The 25,306-nt window shown below is 73.0% G+C and carries 24 protein-coding genes and 1 tRNA gene; 7 read left to right on the top strand and 18 right to left on the bottom strand.

The window, feature by feature from the left end:
• Positions 1–50: 50 nt before the first annotated feature.
• Together FHU40_RS19365 and FHU40_RS19360 are read right to left on the bottom strand one after the other, a co-directional pair.
• Positions 51–959, bottom strand: a complete 909-nt coding sequence (locus tag FHU40_RS19365; RefSeq protein WP_183594012.1) for a cation diffusion facilitator family transporter — start codon at positions 957–959, stop codon at positions 51–53.
• A complete protein-coding gene (locus tag FHU40_RS19360) occupies positions 959–1,360 on the bottom strand; it encodes an ArsR/SmtB family transcription factor (protein WP_183594011.1) in 402 nt (133 codons plus the stop codon). Before FHU40_RS19360 ends, FHU40_RS19365 begins: the two co-directional genes overlap by 1 nt.
• Positions 1,361–1,466: 106 nt before the next feature.
• Here FHU40_RS19360 and FHU40_RS19355 point away from each other — a divergent pair, with 106 nt between their 5' ends.
• Both FHU40_RS19355 and FHU40_RS19350 read left to right on the top strand, forming a co-directional pair.
• Positions 1,467–2,162: a response regulator gene (locus tag FHU40_RS19355; protein ID WP_183594010.1), complete on the top strand. Its 696-nt coding sequence runs from the start codon at positions 1,467–1,469 to the stop codon at positions 2,160–2,162.
• Entirely contained in the window at positions 2,159–3,604 is a 1,446-nt protein-coding gene (locus FHU40_RS19350) for a sensor histidine kinase (protein ID WP_183594009.1), read from the top strand. Before FHU40_RS19355 ends, FHU40_RS19350 begins: the two co-directional genes overlap by 4 nt.
• On the opposite strand, the gene FHU40_RS19345 is transcribed toward FHU40_RS19350, so the two are convergent.
• From FHU40_RS19345 to FHU40_RS19330, 4 genes are all read right to left on the bottom strand, one after another.
• Positions 3,597–4,847, bottom strand: coding sequence for an MFS transporter (locus FHU40_RS19345; protein ID WP_343057950.1), 1,251 nt, complete (start codon positions 4,845–4,847; stop codon positions 3,597–3,599). The two genes, FHU40_RS19350 and FHU40_RS19345, sit on opposite strands and share 8 nt — an antisense overlap.
• 33 nt (positions 4,848–4,880) lie before the next feature.
• Positions 4,881–6,044 (bottom strand): RNA polymerase sigma factor, encoded by a 1,164-nt coding sequence (locus tag FHU40_RS19340; RefSeq protein WP_343057949.1) that lies wholly within the window; start codon positions 6,042–6,044, stop codon positions 4,881–4,883.
• Entirely contained in the window at positions 6,041–6,448 is a 408-nt protein-coding gene (locus FHU40_RS19335) for a YciI family protein (RefSeq protein WP_183594008.1), read from the bottom strand. The genes FHU40_RS19340 and FHU40_RS19335 overlap by 4 nt, the downstream gene beginning before the upstream one ends.
• A gap of 105 nt (positions 6,449–6,553) precedes the next feature.
• Positions 6,554–8,029: an RNB domain-containing ribonuclease gene (locus tag FHU40_RS19330; RefSeq protein ID WP_183594007.1), complete on the bottom strand. Its 1,476-nt coding sequence runs from the start codon at positions 8,027–8,029 to the stop codon at positions 6,554–6,556.
• A 17-nt stretch (positions 8,030–8,046) separates the two neighbouring features.
• Between FHU40_RS19330 and yaaA the strand changes: the two genes are divergently transcribed.
• The gene (yaaA, locus tag FHU40_RS19325) at positions 8,047–8,820 is read left to right on the top strand and encodes a peroxide stress protein YaaA (protein ID WP_183594006.1); all 774 of its coding nucleotides are present in this window, start codon (positions 8,047–8,049) and stop codon (positions 8,818–8,820) included.
• 160 nt (positions 8,821–8,980) lie between these two features.
• Here yaaA and FHU40_RS19320 read toward each other — a convergent pair whose 3' ends face one another.
• Genes FHU40_RS19320 through FHU40_RS19310 form a run of 3 tightly spaced genes read right to left on the bottom strand, consistent with a single transcriptional unit; the run spans position 8,981 to position 12,037 of the window.
• Positions 8,981–10,168: a bifunctional RNase H/acid phosphatase gene (locus FHU40_RS19320; RefSeq protein WP_183594005.1), complete on the bottom strand. Its 1,188-nt coding sequence runs from the start codon at positions 10,166–10,168 to the stop codon at positions 8,981–8,983.
• On the bottom strand, positions 10,165–10,884 hold the full coding sequence (locus FHU40_RS19315) for a zinc ribbon domain-containing protein (RefSeq protein WP_425490206.1): 720 nt from the start codon (positions 10,882–10,884) through the stop codon (positions 10,165–10,167). Before FHU40_RS19315 ends, FHU40_RS19320 begins: the two co-directional genes overlap by 4 nt.
• A gap of 34 nt (positions 10,885–10,918) precedes the next feature.
• Positions 10,919–12,037 (bottom strand): Nif3-like dinuclear metal center hexameric protein, encoded by a 1,119-nt coding sequence (locus tag FHU40_RS19310; RefSeq protein WP_183594004.1) that lies wholly within the window; start codon positions 12,035–12,037, stop codon positions 10,919–10,921.
• A 67-nt stretch (positions 12,038–12,104) separates the two neighbouring features.
• On the opposite strand from FHU40_RS19310, the gene FHU40_RS19305 reads away from it, so the two are divergent.
• Positions 12,105–12,410 (top strand): antibiotic biosynthesis monooxygenase family protein, encoded by a 306-nt coding sequence (locus tag FHU40_RS19305; protein ID WP_183594003.1) that lies wholly within the window; start codon positions 12,105–12,107, stop codon positions 12,408–12,410.
• Between the two features lie 18 nt (positions 12,411–12,428).
• Here FHU40_RS19305 and FHU40_RS19300 read toward each other — a convergent pair whose 3' ends face one another.
• Positions 12,429–13,991 carry an AMP-binding protein gene (locus FHU40_RS19300; RefSeq protein ID WP_183594002.1) on the bottom strand — a complete coding sequence of 521 codons (1,563 nt, stop codon included), beginning with the start codon at positions 13,989–13,991 and terminating at the stop codon, positions 12,429–12,431.
• 121 nt (positions 13,992–14,112) lie between these two features.
• Between FHU40_RS19300 and FHU40_RS19295 the strand changes: the two genes are divergently transcribed.
• The 3 genes from FHU40_RS19295 to FHU40_RS19285 all read left to right on the top strand — a co-directional run bounded on the left by FHU40_RS19295 (position 14,113) and on the right by FHU40_RS19285 (position 16,721).
• Positions 14,113–14,499, top strand: coding sequence for a hypothetical protein (locus FHU40_RS19295; RefSeq protein ID WP_183594001.1), 387 nt, complete (start codon positions 14,113–14,115; stop codon positions 14,497–14,499).
• Between the two features lie 153 nt (positions 14,500–14,652).
• Positions 14,653–16,065: a sensor histidine kinase gene (locus FHU40_RS19290; RefSeq protein ID WP_183594000.1), complete on the top strand. Its 1,413-nt coding sequence runs from the start codon at positions 14,653–14,655 to the stop codon at positions 16,063–16,065.
• Positions 16,050–16,721 (top strand): response regulator transcription factor, encoded by a 672-nt coding sequence (locus tag FHU40_RS19285; protein ID WP_183593999.1) that lies wholly within the window; start codon positions 16,050–16,052, stop codon positions 16,719–16,721. Before FHU40_RS19290 ends, FHU40_RS19285 begins: the two co-directional genes overlap by 16 nt.
• 20 nt (positions 16,722–16,741) lie before the next feature.
• Here FHU40_RS19285 and FHU40_RS19280 read toward each other — a convergent pair whose 3' ends face one another.
• The 8 genes from FHU40_RS19280 to FHU40_RS19245 form a co-directional block, all read right to left on the bottom strand.
• Positions 16,742–17,602: a serine/threonine-protein kinase gene (locus FHU40_RS19280; RefSeq protein ID WP_183593998.1), complete on the bottom strand. Its 861-nt coding sequence runs from the start codon at positions 17,600–17,602 to the stop codon at positions 16,742–16,744.
• The gene (locus FHU40_RS19275) at positions 17,602–18,000 is read right to left on the bottom strand and encodes a hypothetical protein (protein ID WP_183593997.1); all 399 of its coding nucleotides are present in this window, start codon (positions 17,998–18,000) and stop codon (positions 17,602–17,604) included. Before FHU40_RS19275 ends, FHU40_RS19280 begins: the two co-directional genes overlap by 1 nt.
• A gap of 157 nt (positions 18,001–18,157) precedes the next feature.
• Positions 18,158–19,084: a lysophospholipid acyltransferase family protein gene (locus FHU40_RS19270; protein WP_183593996.1), complete on the bottom strand. Its 927-nt coding sequence runs from the start codon at positions 19,082–19,084 to the stop codon at positions 18,158–18,160.
• Positions 19,085–19,292: 208 nt separating this feature from the next.
• Positions 19,293–20,873 (bottom strand): NPN-dependent hydroxyacid isomerase, LarAH14/15/16 family, encoded by a 1,581-nt coding sequence (larAH, locus tag FHU40_RS19265; protein ID WP_183593995.1) that lies wholly within the window; start codon positions 20,871–20,873, stop codon positions 19,293–19,295.
• A complete protein-coding gene (locus FHU40_RS19260; RefSeq protein WP_183594760.1) occupies positions 20,870–22,057 on the bottom strand; it encodes a zinc-dependent alcohol dehydrogenase in 1,188 nt (395 codons plus the stop codon). The genes larAH and FHU40_RS19260 overlap by 4 nt, the downstream gene beginning before the upstream one ends.
• Positions 22,057–24,354 carry an HAD-IB family hydrolase gene (locus tag FHU40_RS19255; RefSeq protein ID WP_183593994.1) on the bottom strand — a complete coding sequence of 766 codons (2,298 nt, stop codon included), beginning with the start codon at positions 24,352–24,354 and terminating at the stop codon, positions 22,057–22,059. The genes FHU40_RS19260 and FHU40_RS19255 overlap by 1 nt, the downstream gene beginning before the upstream one ends.
• Before the next feature lie 69 nt (positions 24,355–24,423).
• On the bottom strand, positions 24,424–24,813 hold the full coding sequence (locus FHU40_RS19250) for a phage holin family protein (protein ID WP_183593993.1): 390 nt from the start codon (positions 24,811–24,813) through the stop codon (positions 24,424–24,426).
• A 247-nt stretch (positions 24,814–25,060) separates the two neighbouring features.
• Positions 25,061–25,132: transfer RNA gene (locus FHU40_RS19245), tRNA-Val, on the bottom strand.
• Between the last annotated feature and the right edge of the window lie 174 nt (positions 25,133–25,306).

Below are 25,306 nucleotides of genomic sequence, written 5' to 3'. Positions count from 1 at the left end.
ACAGCCTATCGGTGCGGGGCTCCCGGCCCAGTCGCGCTACACCGACCCGGTCACCAGGTGCTCTCGGTGCACTCCTTGGTCGGTCGGGCCTCGACCTGGAGGGTCGCGTGCTCGAGGTGGTGGTTGTCGCGCATCACGTCGCGAGCGCGGTCGAGCACGGCCTGCGGGTTCGCGTCAGCGGCGACGACGAGGTGGGCGGTGGCGACGTTCATGCCGGAGGTGAGGGTCCAGACGTGGAGGTCGTGGACGTCGACGACGCCGGGGACGGCGGCGAGGTCGCCGACGATGTCGTCGACGTCCATGCCGGCGGGGACGTGCTGGCCCAGGACGTGCAGGACCTCACGGCCGAGGATGACCGCGCGGACGGCGACGAAGGCGCCGATGGCCAGGGCGACGGCGGTGTCCCACCAGGTCTGCCCCGTGGTCGTGACGAGGAGGCCGGCGGCGATGACGCCGACGCTGCCGGCGGCGTCGGCGATCACCTCGTAGTAGGCGCCCTTGACGTTGAGCGACTCCTTCGAGCCGCCGCGCAGCAGCATGATCGAGGCGACGTTGATGAGCAGGCCCAGCGCACCGACGACGAGCATCGGGCCGGCCTCGACGTCGACCCGCTCCCCCACGCGGCGCAGCGCCTCGACGACGACGTAGACGGAGACGCCCAGCATGATCAGGACGGTGAGGCCGGAGGCGAAGATCTCGGCCCGGTAGGAGCCGTAGGTGCGCAGCCCGGTGCGGTCCGGGCGGGTGGCGATGCGGGTCGCGGCCAGCGCGGCGCCGAGCGCGACGACGTCGGCGGCCATGTGGCCCGCGTCCGAGATCAGCGCGAGCGAGCCGGACAGCAGTCCGAAGACGAGCTCGACGACGAAGAACGCGCCGACCATGCCGAACGCCGTGGCCAGGCGCCAGCGGTGCCGGCCGCCGGCGTGCCCGGAGCCGCCGTGGCTGTGTCCCGCGCCCATCAGCCGACCTCCATCCCGGACACGGAGCCGGAGCCGGAAGGACTCACGGACGCACAGCTGTCCGCCGCGGCACCGGTCGCGACCAGCACCGACTCGGCGGCCGACAGCAGCCGGTCGACGGGGACTCCAGGCACCAGCGCGAACATCGAGGCCCGCCCCTGCGGGGTCGATGACACCAGGCCGCAGTCCCGCAGACAGGCCAGGTGCTTCGAGACGGTGGACTGTGCCAGGCCGAGGTGCTCGACGAGGTCGGCGACCCGGTGCGGCCCGAGCTCCAGGTGCCGCAGGATCGACAGGCGGGACGGGTCGCCGAGAGCGCGGAAGAGCGCGGAGGCTCCGGCAGACTCGACTGCAGCATGGGCCTGGACCGCATCGGCGGGCGCCACCTGAATCATCGACATGGAGCGATGATATCGCCCATTGGCGTTGCCGGACACCGGGGGTCGAGCTCTGGCCCTGATGAGGCTCGGCCGGGGACGATGGGGCCAGCCCGGAAGGGGGTGGCGCGTGCGGGTGCTGGTGGCCGAGGACGACGTACGGCTGGCCGAGGTGTTGGAGCAGTCACTCGCCGAGGCCGGCTGGGCGGTCGAGGTCGTCCACGACGGCCGGTCGGCGTACGCCCGTGCCCTCCCCGACGGCGTGCCGTACGACGTGCTGCTGCTCGACTGGATGCTGCCCGGCATGGACGGCGTCACCGTGTGCCGGCGACTCCGCGACCTCGGGCTGACGACGCCGGTGCTGATGCTCACCGCCCACGGCGAGGTCCGCGACCGCATCCACGGCCTGGACGCCGGGGCCGACGACTACCTGCCCAAGCCGTTCGACCTCGACGAGCTGCTGGCCCGGCTCCGGGCGCTGCACCGGCGCTCGTCGTACGCCGAGCACGAGGTCGTCGAGGTCGGCGACCTCGTCGTCGACGCCGGTTCGCGACGGGTCCGGCGCGGCGAGACCGAGATCGAGCTGTCGGCCCGGGAGTTCGACATCCTGCACCTGCTCGCCGCCAGCGCGGGCCGCGTGTTGTCGCGCTACACGATCCTCGACGACGTCTGGGACGGCGAGACCGACCTGCGCAGCAACGTCATCGACGTCCACCTCGCCTCGATCCGCGGCAAGATCGACAAGCCCTTCGGCACCAGCACGATCACCACCGTGCGCGGCGCCGGCTACCGCCTCGAGCTCCCCGTCGAGCCGGGGCCTCGATGAGCGGCGTACGCCGACTCGGGAGCCGGCTGCCCCTGCGGGTCCGTCTCGTCGCCGGCTTCTCGGTCGTCATGCTCGTGCTGCTGACCGCGGCCGGCGCCTTCGTCTACTGGCGCGTCGAGTACGCGCTCGACCGCGGCCTGGACACCGAGCTCGCGTCGGCCGCCGGCGTGATCGCGCCGCTCGTCAGCGCCGACGGCACCGTCGCCCCACGCGACGCGGCCGACGCCACCGGGGTCGGGTGGCAGGTGCTCGCACACGACGGCACGGTGCTCGACTGGGGCGGCCCGGCCTCGGCGACGCCCCTCGTCTCGGAGTCCCGGCTCGACCAGGTCGGCGAGAGCGGCGTCCGCACCTTCGACGTGGGCAGTCTGCTGCCGGCCGCCGACACGCCGTACCGGGTCCGCGTCGAGGCGCTCCCCGACACCGGCGCCGGCACGGTCGACTACCTGCTGGTCGGCGTCCGCCGCGACCACCGCGACGAGGCGCTGCGCGAGCTCCTCCTCCAGCTGACCATCGCCGGCCTCGGCGCCCTGGTGATCGCCTCGGTCGTGGGCGACCAGCTCGCCCGCCTGGCGCTGCGCCCGGTGGAGCGCTACCGCAGCCGGGCCGCCGAGATCGCGACCGGCGCCGCGCACCTGCGCCTCGACGTGCCCGAGGCCCGCGACGACGAGGTCACCCGGCTCGGCCACACCCTCAACGAGATGCTCGCGAGCCTGGAGGAGGCCCTGGACCGGGAGCGCCAGTTCGTCAACGACGCGAGCCACGAGCTGCGCACGCCGCTGACGCTGCTGAAGTCCCGGATCCAGCTGACCCGGCGCCGGATCCGCTCGGTCGAGGAGCACGAGGCCGCGCTCGACGAGCTCGCCGTGGACGTCGCGCGGCTCGCCGAGCTGGCCGAGCAGCTGCTCGACCTGAGCCGGGAGACCGAGCCCCGCGACGCCGTGGGCGACCTCGCCGGGGCCGCCGAGGGCGTCGTCCGGCGCTGGGGCGAGGCCCACCCCGACCGACCCGGGGACGTGACCGTCGAGGTGCCCGGAGGCGCCACGCTCGTGCCCGTCGATCCGCACGCGCTCGAGCGGATCGTGACCAACCTGCTCGCCAATGCGCTCACCCACGGCCGTCCGCCCGTCCGGGTCCGGGTACGCCGCGAGGGAGATCGCGCGATCGTCGAGGTGGTCGACGACGGACCCGGCATGCCGCCGGACCTGCTCGCCCAGGCCACCCGCCGCTTCAGCCGGGCCCCCGAGGCACGCTCCCGGCCCGGCGCCGGGCTCGGGCTGTCGATCGTCGAGCACCTCGTCACCGCGGCCGGCGGCGAGCTGCGGCTGTGCTACCGAGCGCACCACGTCGCCACCGGAGCACGCACGGACCTCCCCTGCCGCCACGACGACCGGATGACCGTCACCGTCCTGCTCCCCGCCACCGAGCAACCCGTCAGCTGACCGGTCGTCCGACGCGCAGCGTCGCCCAGAGCAGCCCGAACGCGACGACCTGCAGCACCCCGATGCAGGCCGCGAGCAGCGCGGCGTGCCCGATGACGAGCGCGCCCGCGAGCGCGCCACCGCCGAGCGCGCCGAGGCCCTGAACCGCCGCGAAGACCCCGTACGCGGTCGCGCGGCGGCTCGGGCCGACCAGGCTCGCGACGTACGCCTTGACCGTCGAGTCCTGCACGCCCGTGGCGAGGCCCCAGACCGCGACGCCGACCAGCACCAGCCACAACTGGTCCGCGAAGACCGCGACCGGAACCACCGAGACGAGCGCCGGTACGGCCAGGAGGATGCCCGCTCCCCAGCGGTCGAAGAGGTCCCCCGTGACCAGCGCCGCGAGCGCCTCGACGGCCATCGCGAGGGCGTAGACCAGCGGCACCGCGGCGATCGCGACCAGTCCGGCGTCGACGAAGCGGTAGGAGATCACGCCGAAGGTCATCAGTCCGGCCGTGGTCAACGCCGCGGACAGCGCGAACAGATGGAAGGTGCCCGGGAGGTCGGAGCCGAGCACGGCGGCGCGCACCCGGCGCAGCGCGCCCCCGCCGGCGGCGGGGACCGGCGTGTCCTCGGGGTCCGGCTCGGCGATCGACGGCACCCGCCGCCGCAACTGGGCGAGCAGCAGCAGCAGGCACAGAACGCCCGGGATCGCCAGCACGGCGAACCCCGGCCAGTACGCGCCGGTGACCGCGAGCGCACCGGCCATCAGGAGCGGCCCCGCGAACGCGCCCACCTGGTCGAGGGCCTTGTGTACGCCGAACCCTCGCCCGCGCCCGGTCGCCGTCGCCATCCGCGCGAGGAGCGCGGACTTCGCCGGGCTCCGGATCGCCTTGCCGGTGCGCTCCAGCAGGATCAGGACCGACGCCAGGGCGACGCCGGCCGCGCCCACGAACGGCGCGATCGCGAGCAGCGGCACACAGACGGCGGTCATCGCATAGCCGACGACCGTGAGGCGCCAGTGCCGCCGGCTGTGGTCGGCCCAGGCCCCGGTGGCCAGGCGCAGCACGAGCGCGACCGCCTCCCCCGCTCCCGTCACCAGGCCGACGGTGAGCGCCGAGGCGCCGAGCGATCCCAGGAACGGCCCGGACACCGCCCGCATGCCCTCGTAGACCATGTCGGCCGTCAGGCTGACCAACCCGAACGCGAACACCGCTCGCCACGGCGTCCAGACGGCGGTCCCAGCTCGCTGGATGTGCGCCACGTCCGCCCATCCTGCCCCGTCGCGGGTCGGCCGTCACCGCAGCGTGTTGAGCCGCGCCGCCTGCCGGGTCAGGTGGTCGCGCTCGGCAAGGTTGGTCGCCTGCCGGGCCGCCTCGGCGTACAGCCGGGCCGCGGTCGCCAGGTCGCCGTCCCGCTCGTGGAGGTACGCCGCCGCGGCGGTGTGCCGGGGCAGCGAGTCGTCGACCGTCGCGAGCGCGGCGAGGCCGGCGCGCGGTCCGTCGGCCTCGCCGACCGCCACCGCGCGATTGAGCCGGACGACCGGGCTGTCCGTCAGGCGCACGAGCTCGTCGTACCACTCGACGATCTGCACCCAGTCGGTCTCCGCGGCGGTGGGTGCGTCCGCGTGGAGCGCCGCGATCGCGGCCTGCGCCTGGAACTCCCCCAGCCGGTCGCGGGCGAGGGCGGCCTGCAGGATCTCGACGCCCTCGGCGATCGCCGCGGTGTCCCACCGACTGCGGTCCTGCTCGGCGAGCGGCACCAGGCTGCCGTCGGCAGCGGTCCGGGCCGCCCGCCGGGCGTGGTGGAGCAGCATCAGCGCGAGCAGCCCGGCGGTCTCGCTGCCGAGCTCGTGGTCGGTGCCGATCGCGGCGGCGAGCTGGCGGGTGAGCCGGATCGCCTCGTCGGCGAGGTCGACCTCGCCGGAGTAGCCCTCGTTGAAGACCAGGTAGAGGACCCGCAGCACGGTGGCGACGTCGCCGGGCTGGTCGAGGCGCACGGCGGCGACGGTGCGCTTGGCGCGGCTGATGCGCTGGGCCATGGTCGGCTCGGGCACGAGATAGGCCTGCGCGATCTGGCGGGTGGTCAGCCCGCCCACGGCGCGCAGCGTGAGCGCGACCGCGGACGACGGCGTCAGCGACGGGTGCGCGCACAGGAAGTAGAGCTGGAGCGTGTCGTCGGCCCCGCTCGCCGTCCCGGGCTCCGGCTCCTCGTCGACGCGGTCCTCCCGCCGGCGGCGGGCGGCGTCGGCGCGGGTCGCGTCGAGGAACCGGCGCCAGGCCGTGGTCACCAGCCAGCCCTGCGGGTCGCGTGGCGGTTCGACCGGCCAGACCCGCAGGGCGTCGATGAGTGCGTCCTGGACGGCGTCCTCGGCCGCCGCGAAGTCGGCTCCGCGGCGGACGAGGATGCCGAGCACCCTCGGCGTGAGGCTGCGCAGCAGGACCTCGTCCACCGAGGTCACTCCGTGATGGTGGGCGGCTCGGTCAGGAACGGCCGCAGCTCGAGCCACTCGTGGATCGGCTGGCCGCCCGCGCCGGGCGCCGCCGACAGCTCGCCGGCCAGCTCGACGGCGCGCTCGTAGCTGTCGACGTCGATCACCATCCAGCCGGCGATCAGGTCCTTGGTCTCGGCGAACGGCCCGTCGGTGACCGGCGGGCGACCCGTGCCGTCGTAGCGGACGAAGGTGCCCTCGGGCGCGAGTGCCTGACCGTCGACGTACTCGCCGGTCTGCTCGAGCCGGTCCGCGAAGTCGCGCATGTACTGCACGTGGGCCGAGATCTCCTCCGGCGTCCACCGGTCCATCGGCACGTCGTTCACCGGGGCCGGGGCGCCGCGGTAGTGCTTGAGCAGCAGGTACTTGGTCATCGTGGTTCTCCTCGGTGCCGGCGACCCATGTTGGTCGCGTTCACAGCGGGGACGGAGCCGCTGCCCGGTTCTCGACATCGGTGCCCGACCATTTCTCGTCCCCCGTCACGCGGTCGCGGTCAGCCGCTCCTCGACGAGCTGGAACTCCACCCGCCGGGTCGCGACGTCGGCGGTCGTGAGCCGCACCCGGACGTCGGTGCCGAGCGGCAGGGGCGTCTCCTCCGAGCCGACCACCGCCTCGACGTCGGGGTCGTGGAGCACGACGACCCCACGGCGTTCGTCCTTGTCGTCGACGTCGACCACGACGCCGCCGAAGACCTCGCCCACCCGGCTCGCGAGCACGCCGGCCTCGACCAGGTCGAGCACCGCCCGCTCGTACGTCCGTGACCTCGACCCCGACGCCTGGAGGGTCTTCGGCAGCGACGGCAGCGCCGCCCGCACCCAGTCGGGGACGTCGGTGCCGGCGCAGAGCGCGAGGCACACCTCGCTCGCGTAGCGGTCCCCGAGCCGGCGCAGCGGTGCGGTGACGTGGGCGTACTGCTCGGCCAGCGCCGAGTGGAGCGGCTGCGCGGGTGTCTCGCCGTCGAACGCGACGTACCCGCTCCCACGCAGCAGCCGGGTGGCGGCGTTGACCATCGCGGCGTGGGCGGGGATCGCCGGGTCGAGGGTGCGGATGAAGTCGGGGTAGAGCTGCTCGGCCGGCCACTCGATGTCCAGCGCGCGCGCCGTCCGGTGCAGGCGCTGCACGTCGCGCGGGTCGGGCGGCGGCAGGGTGCGGAGCAGGCCGATGCGGGCGTAGAGCATCAGGTCGGCTGCGGCGAAGCCGGTGAGCAGCGAGAGCTGGGCGTTCCAGAGCTCGACCGGCAACTGCTGGCGGAACTCCAGGTGCCACCGCTCCCCCGCGACCTCGATGTCCTGCTCGGGCAAGGGCAGCGACACCCCGCCGCGCGCGGCCTCCCGCGCGATCCGGAGCTCGCCGATCTCGCGCAGCAGCGCCAGCGACTCGTCGGCCGTGCCGCCGTCGATCGCGGCCTGCGCCTGCGCGTAGGTGAGCTGTGCGGTCGAGCGCACCCGCGCCCGCTCCACGTGCACGTCGGTGCGGGTGCCCTCGTCGTCGAGCCGGATCGTCCAGAGCAGCGCCGGGCGCACCTCGCCGGGCAGCAGCGACGCCGCGCCCTCGCTCAGCACCGCCGGGTGCAGCGGCACCTTGGAGTCCGCGCCGTAGAGCGTCTCGCCGCGCCGGTGCGCCTCGAGGTCAACCGGGTCGCCGGGCGTGACGAAGGCGGCGACGTCGGCGATCGCGTACTTCACCACGTACCCCGAGCCGTTGCGCGACAGGTGCAGCGCCTGGTCGAGGTCGCGCGACCCGGGCGGGTCGATGGTCACGAACGGCACGTCGGTGCGGTCGAGGTCCGGCAGCCGCGGCGAGCCGGCCGCCGTGGCGGCGGTCGCCTCGACCTCGGGCGGGAAGTCGGGCGAGACGTCGAGCTCGCCGTGGATCCGCTCGACGCCCGCGCGCAGCGTGGCGGCGGCCACGCCGTCATCGACGGAGCGGACCCGGACGACGCGGCTGCTGGGCATACGGGCACCATAGCCGCGTGCTCGTACTGCTACCGCCCAGCGAGGGCAAGGCCGCGCCACGTCGCGGCAAGCCCCTCGACCTGACCGCGCTGGACTTCCCGACGCTGACCGCGGCGCGGGAGCGGGTGCTGGACGCCCTCGTCGAGCTCTGCGAGGGCGACCCCGACGTGGCCGCGAAGACCCTTGGCATCGGCGGCACCCAGCTCGACCTGGTCGCGCTCAACCGCGGGCTGCGTGAGAACCCGACGGCGCGCGCCGACCAGGTCTACACCGGAGTCCTGTACGACGCCCTCGACGTCGCCACGCTCACCCCCGCGGCTCGGCGGCGGGCGACCCGGCGGCTGGCGGTGACCTCCAGCCTGTTCGGGCTGGTGCGCCCGAGCGACCGGATCCCGGCGTACCGCCTCTCGGGCGACGTGACCCTGCCCGGGCTCGGCCCGGTCGCGGGCGTGTGGCGCGAGTGCCTCGGCGAGGCCGCCACGGAGGCGCTCGGCCGCGGGCTGCTGGTCGACCTGCGCAGCAGCGCCTACGCCGCGTTCTGGCGCCCCGCGCCCGACCTGCAGGTCGCCACGGTGCGGGTGCTCCACGAGCACCGGGGCCAACGCAAGGTGGTCAGCCACTTCAACAAGGCCACCAAGGGCCGCATCGTGCGCGCCCTGCTCGAGAGCGGCGCGGACCCGCGCACGCCGTCCCGGCTCGCCGGCGCGCTGCGCGACCTGGGCTGGACGGTCGAGGAGGGCGCGCCGGGCCGGCAGGGCGTGCAGCTCGACGTGGTGGTCAGCGAGCTGTAGGAGTCTGCTGAACAAGACGGGCGAGCGCGAGCGGCGGCCGGTGCGTGCGGTGGCAAGGCGGCCGAGGGAAGGCGTGGCGGGTCACTTCGACCGAGGCGAACGCAGCCAACGCTCCACCGGCCGTCGCGTAGCCGCGCGGATTGTTCAGGAGGCTCCTAGGTCACCACTTCACGGCCCAGGCGGCGAAGACGTCGTTGCCCGGAGGCAGGGCGTTGTACATCCGCATCGACGGCCGGTCGTCGAACCACGCCAGCACCGTCACCGAGGCGGGGCTCAGCTCCATCCGGAAGACCGACTCGAGCGGTGCGTCGACGGCGGTGGCCACCAGCGTCTTGATCGGCGTCACGTGGCTGACGACCACGACGGTGCGGCCGGCGTGGGTCTCGAGCAGCCGCGCGAGCCCGGCCAGCACCCGCTCCTGCACCGCGCGGAAGGACTCCCCGCCGCCGGGGGCGTGATCGACCGAGCCGAGCCACGTCGTCAGCTCGTCGGGGTAGCGCTCCCCCACCTCGGCGAAGGTCAGCCCGTCCCAGGCCCCGAACTCCATCTCGGCGAAGCCCGGCTCCAGCTCGACCTCCCGCCCGAGGGCGGCCGCGACGATCTCGGCCGACTCCAGCGTGCGGCGTACCGGCGAGGCGACCACGGCGTCGATGCGCTCGGCGATCGGGCTGAGCCAGTCGGCGACGGCGCGGATCTGCGCGCGGCCCTCGTCGCTCAGGCCGGGGTTGGCGCTGGCGAGCCCGCCGGAGAACCGCTTCTCGACCGTGTGCGGGGTGACCCCGTGGCGCACCAGCACCACTGTCGTCGGCGCCTCCCCGCCGGACCAGCCGCGCGCCTGGGTCTGGATGGAGACCGGCTGCGTGTCGGGGTCCTGCACCGACTCGGCCAGCGACTCGGGCTCCTCCTCCCACGGGCCGGGCTCCCGGGCGACGGTGACGCCGTCGCGCGTGCCGTCGAGGGCCTCGTTGGCGAGCCGGTCGGCGTGGCCGTTCCGGTTCCGCGGCACCCAGGTGTACGTCGTACCCGTCGGCGCCAGCCGCATCGCCTGCTCGGCCAGCGGCCGCAGGTCGGCGTGCTTGATCCGCCAGCGCCCCGACATCTGCTCGACGACGAGCTTGGAGTCCATCCGCACCTCGACGTCCGCACCGGGGGCGAGCTCGGCGGCGAGCTCGAGGCCGGCGACCAGGCCGGAGTACTCCGCGACGTTGTTGGTCGCCACCCCGAGCGTGCGGCCGTCCTCGGCGAGGACCGCGCCGGTCTCGGCGTCGCGGAGCACGGCGCCGTACGCCGCGGGCCCGGGGTTGCCCCGGGAGGCGCCGTCGGCCTCGACGACGACGCCGCGGGTCACAGCCCCGACTCGGGCGTGCGCACCAGGATCCGCTGGCACTCCTCACAGCGGACCACCTCGTCGTCGGGCAGGCCCTTGATCCGGGTCAGCTCGGCCGAGTCGAGGGTGAGGCGGCAGCCGCCGCACTCCCGGGCGCGCAGCGCGGCGGCGCCGATGCCGCCCTTCTGCTCCCGCAGGCGGTCGTAGAGCGCGATCAGGTCGGCCGGGATGCCCTCGGTCGCCGGGGCGCGATCGGCCCGCACCCGCTCGGCCTGCGCGTCGATGTCGGCGAACTTCTCGTCGCGGGCCGCGCCGAGCACACCGAGCCGCTCGTCGGTCTCGGCGACCAGGAGCTGGAGCTCGTCGAGCTCGCGCTGCGCCTCCTCGACCCGCTCCATGATCTCGAGCTCGTCGTCCTCGAGCGAGGAGATCCGGCGCTCCAGCGACTCGAGCTCGTGCTGCATCCGCTCGAGGTCCTTGGGATTGGTGACCAGGCCCTGGTCCATCCGGTCGCGGTCGCGGGCGCGGCGCGCCTTGACGGCCTCGACGTCGGTGTCGATCTTGCGCTGCTCGGCGGTCAGGTCGTCGACGGAGATCCGCGCGTCGCGCGCGAGGTTGTCGACGTCAGTGCGCTTGGCGCTCAGCTCGGCGATCTCGGCGAGCTCGGGCAGCTTGGCGCGCTGGTGGCGCAGCTGGTCGCCGCGGGCGTCGAGCTCCTGGAGCTCGAGGAGCTTCAGTTGGGCGGCGGGGTCGGCTTTCAGCGGGGTCTCCTCAGATGCGGAACTGCCAGGGATCGGTGCACGTGGTGCTCACGCGGGTGTCCACCGTATCGCCCAGCGTGGCACGGACCCGCGCCTCCACCGCGGGCAGCCACGTCCACTCCGCAGCCCAGTGGGCGATGTCGATCAGCGCCGGCCCATCCGGCTCCAGGAACTCGCTCGCCGGGTGGTGCCGCAGGTCGCTGGTCACGTAGACGTCGGCGTCGGTGCGTGCGACGGTGTCGAGCAGGAAGTCCCCGGCGCCGCCGCACACCGCGACCCGGCGTACCTCCCGCTCCGGGTCTCCCGCCACGCGGACGCCGTGGGCGGTCTGCGGCAGCGCACCCGAGACGGCCGCGGCGAAGCCGCGCAGCGTGGTCGGTGCGATCAACCCGATCCGGCCGGTGCCGGTCTCGGCGAGGCCGGGGTCGGCGAGCTCGACGACGTCGAAGGCCGGCTCCTCGTAGGGGTGGGTGGCCAGCAGCGCCCGGACCACCGCCGCGCGCCGCGACCGCGGCAGCACGACCTCGACCCGCTCCTCCTCGACGGTCTCGAGGTCGCCGACCGAGCCGATCGCGGGGGTGGCTCCCTCGAGCGGGCGGAACCGGCCGCTGCCCGGCGTCGAGAACGACGCGTGCTCGTAGTCGCCGATCCGGCCGGCGCCCGCCTCGGCGAGCGCCGCACGCAGCGCGTCGGCGTCGGCCAGCGGCACGAAGGTCGTGAGCTTGTCCATCGGCCCGGCCGGCGCGGGCACGATCGGGGCCAGGCCGGTCAGGCCGAGCGCGCGGGCGAGCGACTCGGAGACGCCGCCGCGGGCCTGGTCGGCGTTCGTGTGCGCGGTGAGCAGCGCGCACCCGGCGCCGGTGAGCGTCGCGAGCGTGCGTCCCTTCGGCGTGGTGGCCGCGACGCCGTGCACCGCCTTGAGGAAGAGCGGATGGTGCACGACGAGCAGGTCGGCGCCCCACTCGGCCGCCTCGCGGGCCACCGGCAGCACCGGGTCGACCGCGAACAGCACCTTGCGCACCGGCTGGTCCGGGTCGCCGGCGACCAGGCCGACGGCGTCCCAGGAGTCGGCCGTGTCGGGCGGGTACCAGCCGTGCAGCAGGGCGACGACGTCCTTCAGCGCGGGCATGGGGGGAGGCTATCCGAGCCCGGCCGTCGTGCCGGGGCGGCTCCACCGGGGTCGTTAGGCTCGCCTCATGTCGGTCGTGAAGATCAACGCCATCTCCATCCCGCCCGAGGCCCACGAGGAGCTCGAGCGCCGCTTCGCCCACCGCGCGCACACCGTCGAGAGCAGCCCGGGCTTCCTCGGCTTCCAGCTGCTGCGGCCCGTCAAGGGCGAGGACCGGTACTTCGTGGTGACCCAGTGGGAGGACGAGGCCTCGTTCGAGGCCTGGCGCGACGGGTCGGCCCGCGCCGCCCACGCGGGCGAGCACGGGAAGCCGGTGGCCTCCGGTGCCGAGCTGCTCGAGTTCGAGGTCGTCCTGGACGTCGGACGCGGCTAACCCGCTGGGTCCCCGACGTCAGTTGACCTGCCGGCCGCGTCCCTCCCAGTACGGCGCGCGCAGCTTGAACTTCTGCAGCTTGCCGGTGGCGGTGCGGGCCAGCTCGGCGCGGAACTCCACGACGGTGGGCGCCTTGTAGCCCGCCGCGCGCTCCTTGCACCACGCGATGATCTCGGCCTCGGTCGCCTGCTGGCCCTCGGCCAGCACCACCATCGCCATGATCGTCTCGCCCCACTTCTCGCTGGGGACGCCGATCACCGCGACCTCGGCGACGGCCGGGTGCGAGAAGATCACGTCCTCGACCTCGATCGAGGAGACGTTCTCGCCGCCGGTGATGATCACGTCCTTCTTCCGGTCGGAGATCGTCAGGTAGCCGTCGTCGCCGATCGTCCCGCCGTCGCCGGTGTGGAACCAGCCGTCGCCCAGCGCCCGCTCGGTCTCCTCCGGCTGCTCCCAGTAGCCCTCGAGCACGACGTTCGACTGCGCCAGCACCTCGCCCTCGTTGTCGTCGTCGTCCGAGATCGCCAGTCGTACGCCGAGCGCGGGCGCGCCCGCGCGGGTCAGCAGCGACGCCCGCTGCTCGGCGGGCAGGTCATCCCACTCCGCGCGGGTGCGGTTGAAGGTCAGCAACGGCGAGGTCTCGGTGAGGCCGTAGATCTGGATGAACTCCCAGCCCAGCTCCTCCTGCACCCGCACGATCGTCTTCGTCGGCGGCGGGGCCCCGGCCATGATGATCCGCACCCGGTCGCGGCCGGGGATCTCGCCCTCCCAGGTCTGCGCGGCCTCGAGCACCGCCGCGGCGACCGCAGGGGCCGCGCACATCACGGTCACACCGTGGTCGCGCACCCGGCGCAGGATCTCGGTGCCGTCGACCTTGCGGAGCACGATCTGCTTCAGCCCCAGGCCGGTCGCCAGGAACGGCCAGCCCCACCCGTTGGCATGGAACATCGGCAGCGTGTGCAGGTAGACGTCGCGGTCGGTGACGGCCGCGTGCATGGCAAAGGTGACGGCGTTGACCCAGATGTTGCGGTGGGTGATCTGCACGCCCTTGGGCCGCGCGGTCGTGCCCGACGTGTAGTTGATGCACGCGGTGGCGTTCTCGTCGGGCGCCCAGGCCTGCGGCCGCAACCCCTCGGGGGCGTACAGCTCGTCGTCGTTGCCGAGGACGAACTTGAACTCCGCGTCCACGTCCTTGAGCGACTCCTCGAGCTCGGGGTCGACCAGCAGCACGCGGGCACCGGAGTGCTCGACGATGTAGCGCACCTCGTCGGGACGCAGCCGGAAGTTGACCGGCACCAGCACCCGGCCCCAGCCGCTGACCCCGAAGAACGACGTGAGCAGCCGCGCGCTGTTGTGGCTCACGATCGCGACCCGGTCGCCCACCTCCAGCCCGAGCTCGTCGAGCCTGGCGGCCTGCCGGCCGGCCAGGGCACCGAGCTCGGCGTACGTGAGCCGCCCGCCGCCCAGTGGACCCTCCAGCGGTGGCGCGGGCTGATCGGGCTCGTCGACGACGCCCACCCGCTCGCCGTACACCTGCACGGCTCGATCGATGAAGTCCGAGACGCTGAACGGCACGATCATGCCTGCCACTCTATCCACGCAACGTTGTCCGGAGGTTGCCTCGTTTCTGGACCGCGGATCGGTGAGAGTCCTCTCATCGGGCTCTCACCGTCTGCCCACGATCGGGGAGAATGATGACGCCATGAAGCCGGTCTGGAAGATCCTCATCGCGCTCGCGGTCGTCGTCCCGATGGGTGCCTACGTCGCGGGCTCCCTCGCCGCGTCCGCCTCGAACGACCCGCGGCCGCGGGAGACGATCCAGATCCAGGAGCCCGACCCGAGCACCACGCCCAGCGCGAAGCCCACCCGCAAGCCCAGCGAGCCGCCGTCGCCCACCGGCACGCCGGGCCGCGGGGATGACGGCGACGATGATGACGACGACAGCGACGATGACGACGACGTCGAGGTGATCGTGCCGGACTACGACGACTTCGACGACCACGACGACGACGGCGACGACGACCGCCGGGGCCGGGATCACGACGACCGGGACGACGATCACAGCGGGCGCGGTGGCGGCGACGACTAATGGCCATCACCGTTGATTCACCCAGGGTCTACGCACCCAGTGCACGCACCTCGCCGCGTTGGCGACGCTCGGTAGACAACCAGGTATGCCGTCGCGCCGCCGCCTTGCGAGGCACCCACCCTGAACACGGATACCCCCGACGTATCAACAGCGATGACCACTAGCGTCTCGGTCCGGGTCCGCATCACCGCGACCGTGGCGCTGCTGGTGCTCGCCGGACTCGTCCTCGCCGGCGCCGTCGTGTACACGATCGAGTCCCGCCGCCTGGAACAGCAGATCGCGAGCTCGGTGGACCAGGAGTTCGCCGAGTTCGGCAAGCTGCAGAGCGACGGGGTGAACCCCGACACCGGCCGTCCGTTCGCGAGCGCGGAGGAGATGGTCCGGCTGTTCTTCGAGCGCAACGTGCCCGACGACGACGAGTACCTCGTCGGGTGGTGGGACGGCGCGGTCAACGGGAAGTCGCCCGGACGGCTCCCACTGAGCCGCGCCGAGCTGAATGCCGTGATCGGCCCGCTGGTCGCCGACAACGGCACCGCAACGGTCGACTCGCCCGACGGCAGGCTCCAGGTCGACACACAGTCGGTGCGGCAGGGCGACCAGACCGGCGCCCTGGTCGTCATCACCAACCTCGACCGGGTCCGGTCCGGCCTGCGCGACACGATGCGCACCTACGCCATCGTCGCGGCACTCGTCCTGCTGGTCGTGACGGCCGTGGCGTTCTGGGTCTCCGGACGCCTGCTCTCTCCGCTGCGCACCCTGCGCGAGACCGCCGAGGACATCACCGAGACCGATCTCTCGCAGCGGCTGCCGGTCACCGGCAACGACGACATCACCGCGCTCACCCGCACCTTCAACGGCATGCTCGACCGGCTGGAGGCGGCGTTCGTCGGGCAGCGGCAGTTCCTCGACGACGCCGGCCATGAGCTCAAGACCCCGCTCACGGTGCTGCGCGGACATCTCGAGCTGCTCGACTCCGACAACCCCGCCGACGTCGCCGAGACCCGGCTGCTGCTGCTCGACGAGATCGACCGGATGTCGCGGCTGGTCGGCGACCTGATCCTGCTCGCCAAGAGCGACCGCCCCGACTTCCTGCGGCTGCGGCAGGTCGACCTCGACGGGCTGACCAACGACCTGGTGGCCAAGGCCCGCGGCCTCGGCGACCGCGACTGGGTCGTCGACGAGGTGGCCGAGGCCAAGGTCGTCGCCGACGAGCAGCGGCTCACCCAGGCGGTGCTCCAGCTCGCCGACAACGCGGTCAAGCACACCCGCGCTGGTGACACCATCGCGATCGGGTCGGTGGCCACGCCGACGCAGGTGCGGATCTGGGTCCGCGACACCGGGCCCGGCGTCCCGCCCGAGGATCGGGAGCTGGTCTTTGAACGTTTCGGCCGCTCCGCCGTACCTCCGGGTGACGAGGGCTTCGGACTCGGTCTCTCCATCGTCGGTGCCATCGTGCGAGCGCACGGCGGCACGGTCGCCGTCGAGGACGCGGATCCACCGGGGGCGCGGTTCGTCGTGACACTCTCGAGAGTGCGGAAGATGGAGGACGAGTGGCCCGCATCCTGATCGTGGAGGACGAGCAGCGCATCGCGTCGTTCGTGGCGAAGGGCCTGCGCGCCGACGGCCACCTGACGACGATCGTCGCCGACGGTCACGCCGGCCTCGACCGCGCGCTGAGCGGCGACTTCGACCTCGTCGTCCTCGACATCGGCCTGCCCGGCATCGACGGGTTCGAGGTACTCGACCAGCTGCGCGCCCACGGCTCCCAGGTCCCCGTCATCGTGCTCACCGCACGCGACTCCGTCGGCGACACGGTCTCGGCGCTCGAAGGCGGTGCCGACGACTACATGCCCAAGCCGTTCCGGTTCGCCGAGCTGCTCGCCCGGGTCCGCCTGCGGCTGCGCCAGGACCAGTCGAACGGCGGCCCGCGGCGCGAGGACGTCCTCGACTGCGGCGGGGTCCGACTCGACGTGCGCACCCGCCGCGCCGAGGTGGGTGGACGGCAGGTCGAGCTCTCCGCGCGCGAGTTCGCGCTGGCCGAGATGTTCATGGTCAACGCCGGGCAGGTGCTCTCCCGCGAGCAGCTCCTCGACCACGTCTGGGGCCTCGACTTCGACCCCGGCTCCAACGTCGTCGACGTCTATGTCGGCTACCTGCGCAAGAAGCTCGGCTCCGGGTCGATCGCCACCGTGCGCGGAATGGGCTACCGCTTCAACCGGTGACCCGCGTCATCTTGTCCGTTTCACCTGGTCCGCAGCGCACCGCCGAGCCGCACCGGCGGCTGCCGGTCGAGGACCGGCTCGAGGGCCTCCGCGATCTCCCGCGGGAGCGGCCGGTTGGCCGGATCGCGGTCGAGGCCGGCGTACAGGACCTTCGACACCTCCGGCGGTACGCCGTCGGGGAGCTGGTACGGGTCGTCGTAGGTCTGCGGGAGCTCGTCGTTGTGGGCGCGGTCGAAGGCGCGGTAGCCGGCGACCCCCTCGAAGAGGGTCGCGCACAGGCCCCACACGTCGGACGCGGTCGAGGGTGCGCCGAAGCGATCCGGGTCCGCCTGCTCGGGGGACATGTAGGCGTCGGTGCCGATCCGCACCGTGCGGGCCGCGTCGGCCACCGGCCGCGCGACCGAGAGGTCGATGAGGCGCGCTGGGGCGCCCATGATCACGTTGCTCGGCTTCACGTCGAGGTGCACCCAGCCGAGGTGCGCGAGGTAGTGGAGCGCGCTGGCGACCTCGATCGCCAGGGGCAGGTACTGCTGCTCCTGGAGCGGTCCGTAGCGCCGGACCAGCGTCGAGAGCCGGGGCCCGTCGATCTGCTCCAGCACGACGTGCGGGCGCTCGCCCGACAGCACGTGCCGCAGCCCGCGCACCACGACCGGGTGGTTGATCGTCGCGAGCGCGTCGACCTCGCGCGCCAGCCCGCGCAGGCTGTGCTCGTCCTCGACCTGGTCGGGCCGCACGATCTTCACCACGACGGGCGCGTAGGTGATCTCGTCGAACGCCAGGTAGGCCTCGTAGGCGGACCCGCCGCCGAGCCGACGGACGGCCGTCAGCTCGGCGGTGATCGGGTCACCCTCCACGAAGTCCCAGGAGGTCAGGGAGGACATCAGCCGCGGGTGTTGTGACGGGTGCCGTCGTTGGTGTGGTGCCGCGACCGGTCAACGTTGCCGCTGCCCGGACCGTCGTTGGTCAGGTCGCGGACCCGGCTGTGCCGGCTGTCGTCGCGATCGCGACCCCGGGTGCGGGTGTTGGTGTTGGTGTCATCGCCGCCACGGGTGCGGGTCTGGGTGCCGGTCTGCTGGTCGAGCCCGGTGTCGTCGTCATCGTCGTCGTCGACGGTGGTGACGAGCACGTGGCTGTCGTCGTCCCGCTTGAACGCCTTGCCCTGGTCGGAGGCGTGGCCCGAGCCGTGGTCGGCCGACGCCGTCGGCGCCTGCCAGGCGACCAGCCCGGTGGTCACCAGGGCGGCCAGGCCGAGCGTGCCGGTCGTGATCAGCTTGTTCATCATCGTCTCCTCGTGTGGTTGCTGGACGAGGACGACGATTCCGCCTGCCGGTGAGGCGACCATGAGTCGCCGATGAGATCGCTCTCATGGTGGCCCGCCCGGACCTCAGCCCGGGTGCTGCATTCGAGGGTCGGGGTCGGGCTCGTTCCGGTTGCGGTCAGCGCCGCCAGGCGGTCAGCCGGCGCGCCGGTGCGTCGGCGACCGGCGACTCGGTCTGCTCCCACACCCGGCGCCACTGTGAGACGCGCGGCCCCGACGGGTCGGGTACGGCGCCGGCGGCCGCCCGGCGACGGGCCTCCCACCAGGTGCTGCGGTCCTCGTCGAGCAGCGCGCCCACGGCGTCCTTGATCCGTGGCGCGAAGTCGCGCACGGACTCGTCGGGTCCTGCCACCAGGGGCTCGCCGAAGCGGATCGTGAGCTGCCGCCGCCCCGGCGACGGCCAGCCCTGGCCGCGCGGCATCGCCGCGAACGTCCCGCGGTGGGCGACCGGCACGACCGGCACGCCGTGCTCCTTGGCGAGGTACGCCGCGCCGAGGCGGAACCGCCCCATCCAGCCGTCGACCGACCGGGTGCCCTCGGGGTAGATGACCAGGCTCCAGCCGTCGGCCAGCACCTCGCCCGGCGTCGCGGCCATCGTGCCGCCGCGCCGGTCGATCGGGAAGGTGTTGAAGAGCAGCACCGATCCGACCGCGCGCCACCAGGTGTCGAAGAAGTAGTCCGCCGCAGCCGCCACCGCCGTACGCCGCCGCCACTCGTCGGGCAGCGACAGCAGGATCAGCGGGGTGTCGAGGTGGGAGGCGTGGTTGGCGACGAAGATCACCGGGCCGTCGATGCGGTCGAGCACGTCGAGCCCCTCGACCTGCGTGCGCACCTGGGAGCGGAAGAGCGGCTCGAGGCCGGCCTTCTGCGCGACCTCGCGCGCGGCCATCGCCGGCTTGCGGCGCGACCAGTCGGTGCGGAACACCGTCGACCGCGACGGCGGCACCCACGCCTCGGCCGACCGCGGGACCTGGGGTCGCCGGCCCCAGCGCCACCCGCGGGCGACCTGGCGGACGTCGTCGATCGACTCGCGTAGGAAGGTCATCGGGCCACCGCCCCAGCCGGCCCGGCGGTGAGCCAGCAACCGACCGGGCGCCCGAAACGGTTGCTCACGCACCGCCGCCCGGCCACGCCGCCGGCCGGCGGTGAGCCAGCAACCGACCGGGCGCCCGAAACGGTTGCCCACGCACCGCCACCCGCACCGCCACCCGCACCGCCGCCCGGACCGCCACCCGGACCGCCGCGCCGGGCACTCATCGCACGTCCGCGAGCAGGTGCGGCGGGTTGTGCAGGTAGGTGATCGAGGGAGACGAGCCGACCGTGCCGGACGCCATCTCCAGCGCGTCCTGCAGCGTGGTCGCGGCCCGGAAGCCCAGCCGCGCCGCGGCCCGCCGGTCGGCCCCCACCCAGATCACCTCGTCGACGTGGTCCATCGCGTGCGCCGCCCAGTACCACATGTAGAACGGGTGGACGCCGTGGTAGGCGTGCGAGGTGCGGTAGAGGTGGATGTACCAGGGGTCCTGCGCGAACTGCTGCTCGTACTTCTCCCCCACGACCGCCGGGTCGGTCGACTCGGCGAGCACCTCCTCGTAGAAGTCGACGTACGACGGGTGGTGCAGCTGGTTGAAGCCCTCGTTGAGCGGGTGGTAGAGGATCACGGCGCCGCCCTTCCGGACGACCGGCTGACCCCGGTAGGAGTTGAAGTAGTAGCCGAGCCCCATGCAGGTGGCCAGGATCGGGTTCATCGACGAGTTGACGTTGTAGGGGCCGAGGTAGGGCACCCCCATCACCAACACGTCCGACTGCCCCTGCACCTCGACCAGGTGCTGCTGATGCACCTTCGCCAGCGTGCGCTCGTGCACCGCCTCGACCTCGCCGGCGTTGACGCCGGTGAGCCCGTAGACCGAGCGCATGTCGTGGAACATCTTGTGCCGCATCTTCTGCGGCGCGACCGCGAGACCCCGGCGTACGCCGAGCATGGTGGCCTGGTCCTTGACCGACCACTCCCACTCCCGCTTCTGCAGGAAGTCGAAGGGCTTCGGGAAGACGTTGTTGTTGAGCGTGGTCTCGATCTGGAAGACCTTGACGGTGTCCTTGATGACCCGGCCCATCCGCCACGCCGAGTGGTGCATCGCGGAGTGCTTGTGGTCCATGAACGACCGCGAGTGCACCATCGTCTTGGCGTTGTGGTGGTGGCGCAGCGACTTGTACGACGCGAGGCCGATGCCCACCGACTTGTGTCCGCCGTCCATCGCGACGAGGTTCACGTTGACGTAGACGAGCAGGTCGGACTCGGCGGCCCGCTTGCTGATCTCGATGTCCTCGCCCTTGTCGGTGGTGCCGAGGTGGGTGAGGTTGGCGCGGTCCTCCGCGTCGAAGTTATAGAGGTCGCCCTGGGGGTAGAACGAGCGGAACACCCGCTCCCCCACGATGTGCTTGAGCTCGGCCGCGGTCATCCGGCGGTGCAGCGCGTTGGCGGCGATCAGCTTGACGTCGTCGACGCCGGCCTCGGCCGCCATCGTCAGCACGTGCTCGATGATCCGGCCGCGGATGTCGGGCGCCTTCATCGTCGGCAGCGGCAGCGACAGGTCGTCGAAGGCGATCGTCAGCCGCATGCCCGGGAAGAGCAGCGTCGGCAGCGGGTCGGAGTCGACCGGGTGCAGCAACGCCTCGCGGATCGCCTCGTCGACGTCGGGCACCGCGGGGATCGACTCCGGCGGGTAGACCACCCGGGTGCCGAGCGGGAAGCTCTCCAGGCGGAAGCCCAGCCCCTCGTGCACGACCAGCGGCGGGGTGCGGTCGTCCACCTCGAGGACGAATCCGGGGCGACTCATGTGGAACTCCTGGGATCGAAAGCGACTTTCACGGTGCCGAGACGGCCGGCCGCGTGGGCGTGGTCGAGTGCCTCCCGCCAGCGGTGCAACGGGTAGCTGGCGACGCTCTTCGCGAGCTGCTGGACGGCGTCGGTGGCGACCAGCTCGACGGCCTGGTCGAAGGCCGCGTCGCCCTGGGCGGAGGCGTAGGTGCCGACCACCTCGAGCTCGCGGAACCAGGCCGCGGAGAGGTCGGCGGCGGCCGGCATGCCGGAGAGCACGACCCGCCCACCCGCGCGGGTGGCCTGCAGCGCGGTCTCGAGCGACTGCTTGCTGCCCACCGCGTCGACGGCGACGTCGACGCCGCCGAGCAGGTACGGCGAGGAGAACTCCGGCTCGAGCTGGAAGGCACCCGTCGCCCGGCGTACCCGCCGCAGCACCTCGCCCGGTGCGACGACCTCGGTCGCACCGAACTCGCGGGCCAGCTCGCGCTGGTGGGCGTGCTTGGCCACGACGATGATCTCGCCGGCGTCGGTGAGCTCGCGCAGCGCGAGGGTCGCGAACAGCCCGACGGACCCGGCGCCGCTGACCAGCACCCGGTCGCCGCTGCGCACCCCGGCCCGGCGGGCGGTGTGGACGGCGCAGGCGACCGGCTCGATCAGGATCGCCTGCTCGTCGGAGAAGCCCTCGGGCACCGGGTGCAGCTGGCTGCGGTGCGCCGCGAGCTGCTGGCCCCAGCCGCCGCCGGTGTCCTTGCAGAAGCCGGTCTGCAGGCCCGGCGAGAGATGTCCGACGGTGATCCGCTCGCAGCGGTTGGTCTGCCCGTCCGCGCAGGCCGAGCAGGGCTCGACGCCGCGGGCGGCGCAGGTGAGCACCGGGTCGACCACGACGCGGGTGCCCTTCGGCAGGTCCTCGCAGTCCTCGAGCAGCTCGGCGACGACCTCGTGGCCGGGCACGAACGGCAGCGAGACGACCGCGGAGAAGTACAGGCTGGTCCGGCCCGACAGCGCGCCGAGGTCGGAGCCGCAGATGCCCGAGAGCCGGGTGCGCAGCCGCGCCCAGCCGGGTCGGTCGACCCTCGGCTCCTGGATCGTCACCAGCCGCAGCGGCGCGGCGTACCCCGAGAGGATGCCGGGCATCCGGCCGCCGATCGCCTTCCCGGCCACCGTGCGCGGCAGCGACCGGAACATCTCGAGCGCGAGCATCACCGCAGATCACCTGCCGGGTTGAGGGTGCGGGTGTTGGACGTCGAGCTCGCCCAGTCGACGATCGTCCATCGGTGCCGACGGGCGTGCCGGAAGAGCGACACGTCGGGCTTGACCGCCACCGGCCGGCCGACGGCATCGAGCAGCGGCAGGTCGGAGTGGGAGTCGGCATAGCCGTACGACGCGGCCAGGTCGATGCCGTGCTCCGCGGCGTACTGCCGCATCCAGGCCGCCCGCGACTCCCCCACCAGCGGCGAGCTGGCCAGGAAGCCGGTGCACACGCCCCGGTCGTCGACGGCGAGCTCGGCGGCCTCGATGTGGTCGAAGAGCGGCTCCAGGGGCCGGGTCAGCGGCCGGATGGCGCCGGTGATGAGCACGGTCCGGTGGCCGGCGTTGCGGTGCTCGCGGATCCGGCGGACGGCGTCCGGCGAGAGCCGCGAGAGCACGTAGTCGGTCAGGTGCTCGTCGGCGATCGCGTCCAGATCGGCGAGCCGGGCTCCATCGTACTGCCGGTAGACGGCACGCAGGAACGCGCTGCGCTCGCGCCGCTCGGCGCGCACCATCGCCGGCACCTTCGCGGCGATCCGGCCCAGCTCGCCCCAGCGCTCGCTGCCGGTCTGCTCGCGCAGCCGGAGCCACAGGTAGGTCTCGATGACGTTGGAGGACATCAGCGTGCCGTCCATGTCGAAGAACGCGCCGATCTGGCCGGTCGAGCTCGCCGACACCGGCTTGAGCGTCGGGTCGGTCGCGGCCTTGCGCTTGCGGCGGGCCTCGTCCATCCGTCGCACCGGCGCGGTCACTGCCGGGCAGTGCACCTCGCGCAGGTAGTGGGACCAGTCGACGACGGCGGTGTCGAACGCGAACGCCGCCTGGTCCTCCGGGGACAGCGAGCGGTAGAGCCCGAGCGTGTTCGCGTCGGAGAAGCGCAGCTCGGCCTGGGCGTACTCGCGGTAGAGGTCCAGGTAGCGGCGCAGGAACTCCAGCCGCCGGCCCTGCTGGTCGAGCTTGCGGGCGAGGTCGCGGGTCCGGTCACCGCGGGGGGCGTGGCCGACCACGTAGTTCGCGACCTGGTGCGCCCGCTCGCTGGTCGACAGCAGCCGCTCGACCGACGAGGCGCCCGGGAAGCGCCAGTCCGGCAGCCGCACCGCGCCGCGGTCGCCGGCGGCGAACGGGTGCTCGTCGAAGTAGGCCCGGACGTTGTCGTAGAGCATCCGGAAGGTGAGGGGGTTGCGGTCCCCGGACGAGACGTGGAAGTACGCCGGGTCGCCGGCCTCCGGCGGGTGCGCCAGCACCGCGACGATCGCGGCCACCACGTGGTCGACCGGCACGATGTCGACGATCGTGTCGGCGGCCGCCGGGAACTCCGGCAGCTCGCCGCGACCGTAGGCCAGGATCAGCGGCTCGGCCATCTTGAAGCCCTCGATCCAGCCCGGGTGCGGACGCTCCAGGGCGGACTCGATGATGCTCGGCCGGACGATCGAGACCCGGCGCGGCTGGGCGGCGTCGCGGGCGTGCTGCTCCACCACCCGCTCGCCGAGCGCCTTGGTGAACGTGTAGCAGTCGGTCCAGCCCAGGCTGCGCGCCCGCTCCGACCCGATCCGCACCAGCTCGCGCTTGACCCACTCCTTGCGGGCCTCCTCGGTCGCGGCGGCCGCGGTGAGCAGGCCGGCCCGGCTGTGCGTGCGCTCGGCCTTCTTGCGCTCGCGCTCGAGCACGAACGCGCTGCGGCTCTGGTGCTCGACGATCTGTCGCTGGACGAGGCCCCACGACAGCTCGGCCTCGAGGTCGACGTCGTGGTCGACCGGCGCCTCCGGGATGCTGCCGCGCCGACGGCCCGCGACGTACGCCGTGGAGATGTGCACGTAGTGGATGTCCGGTCCGGCGTCGCGGACCCGGGCGAGCAGCTCGCGGGTGCCCTGCACGTTGGTGCGGAAGCCCTCGTCGACCGGCGGGTCGAAGGAGACGTCGCCGGCGCAGTGCACGACAGCGTCCAGCCCGGGTGGCAGCTCGGGCGCGTCGGCCAGATCGCCCTCCAGCACCTCGATCCGGGCCGCCATCAGCGCCTCGACGCCACCGGCGGCCTCGACGATGTCGGCGAAGACCGGCTTGCGCAGCAGCGCCGCCGTGCGGGCCTCGGCACTCGTCGAGCCCTTGCGCCGCACCAGCACCGTGACGCGCACGCCCGGCGCCTCGGCCAACATCAGGTGGAGCAGCGCCTCGCCCACGAAGCCGGTCACACCGGTGAGCAGCACGTGCTGCCCGTCGAGTCGCGCAGCAATCGTCGACACCGGGAGCATGCGCAGAAACCTACTACCGATGGCTCGGGACCTCATGGCACCGGGGGTGCCCTGGGACGCGACGTGGCGTCAGGCGCGCTTCTCCTCGGCCTTCTTCTTGATGATCACGAACGGCAGGATCAGCACGCCGATCAGGGAGACGATCCAGACGATCACCGTCGCCTCGATCCAGGTCAGCGCCCCGCCGGAGATGGACAGCCCGTCGGAGACGGCGGCGGTGATGATCAGGCCGACCAGCGTGGCGACCAGGGCGACGCCGCCGCGCAGGGCGGGCGCCTTGCTGAGGGCCATCTGGGTGAGGAACGGCTGGGCGACCGCGTAGACGACCGTGAAGATCACGACGGCGATGACGAACGCCGTGCCGCTCACCTCGACGTCGTCGAGCACCCAGTTCGCGACGAGCAGACCCAGCGCGTTGGACAGCAGCTGGATCAGGAAGCCGAGCAGCAACCGGATCATGGGTGCAACCTACTACCGACCAGCCCCGGCGGCCGGTCTTTGAGACGGGTGGGCTTCCTCGCGCCTCGGCCGACCGCGCACGGCCGGTGGGTGAGCATCGGGCGCTGGTCGCACCCGGCGCCACAGGTTCATCAAGGGATGAAGGTCACCCCGCACCAAGGCGAGCACGGCACGGGATGCGCGACTCCGGCTTCAGCCCGTGATGAAACGGCGCACCCGAGGCGCACCTGTGAGTGAGCCTCGGGAGTGGGCGCAGAGGGGATCGAACCCCCGACCACCTCCTTGTAAGGGAGGTGCTCTACCGCTGAGCTATACGCCCGTCGCGCCGGTCGCGCATCGGCGCCGGAGCGGGCACAGACTACGCATGAACCGGCTCCGAAATGAAGTTGAACCGCAGGCGTCTCGGGTCACCTGCGGTTCAACGGCTCAGAGACTAGGACGCCCGGGCCGGAGTTGTCTCCCCTTCGACCGGAATTCGAGACACCGGACGCCG

The organism is Nocardioides soli (assembly GCF_014191495.1).
Lineage (GTDB): Bacteria > Actinomycetota > Actinomycetes > Propionibacteriales > Nocardioidaceae > Nocardioides > Nocardioides soli.
This window is presented reverse-complemented; position numbering and strand designations above follow the sequence as displayed.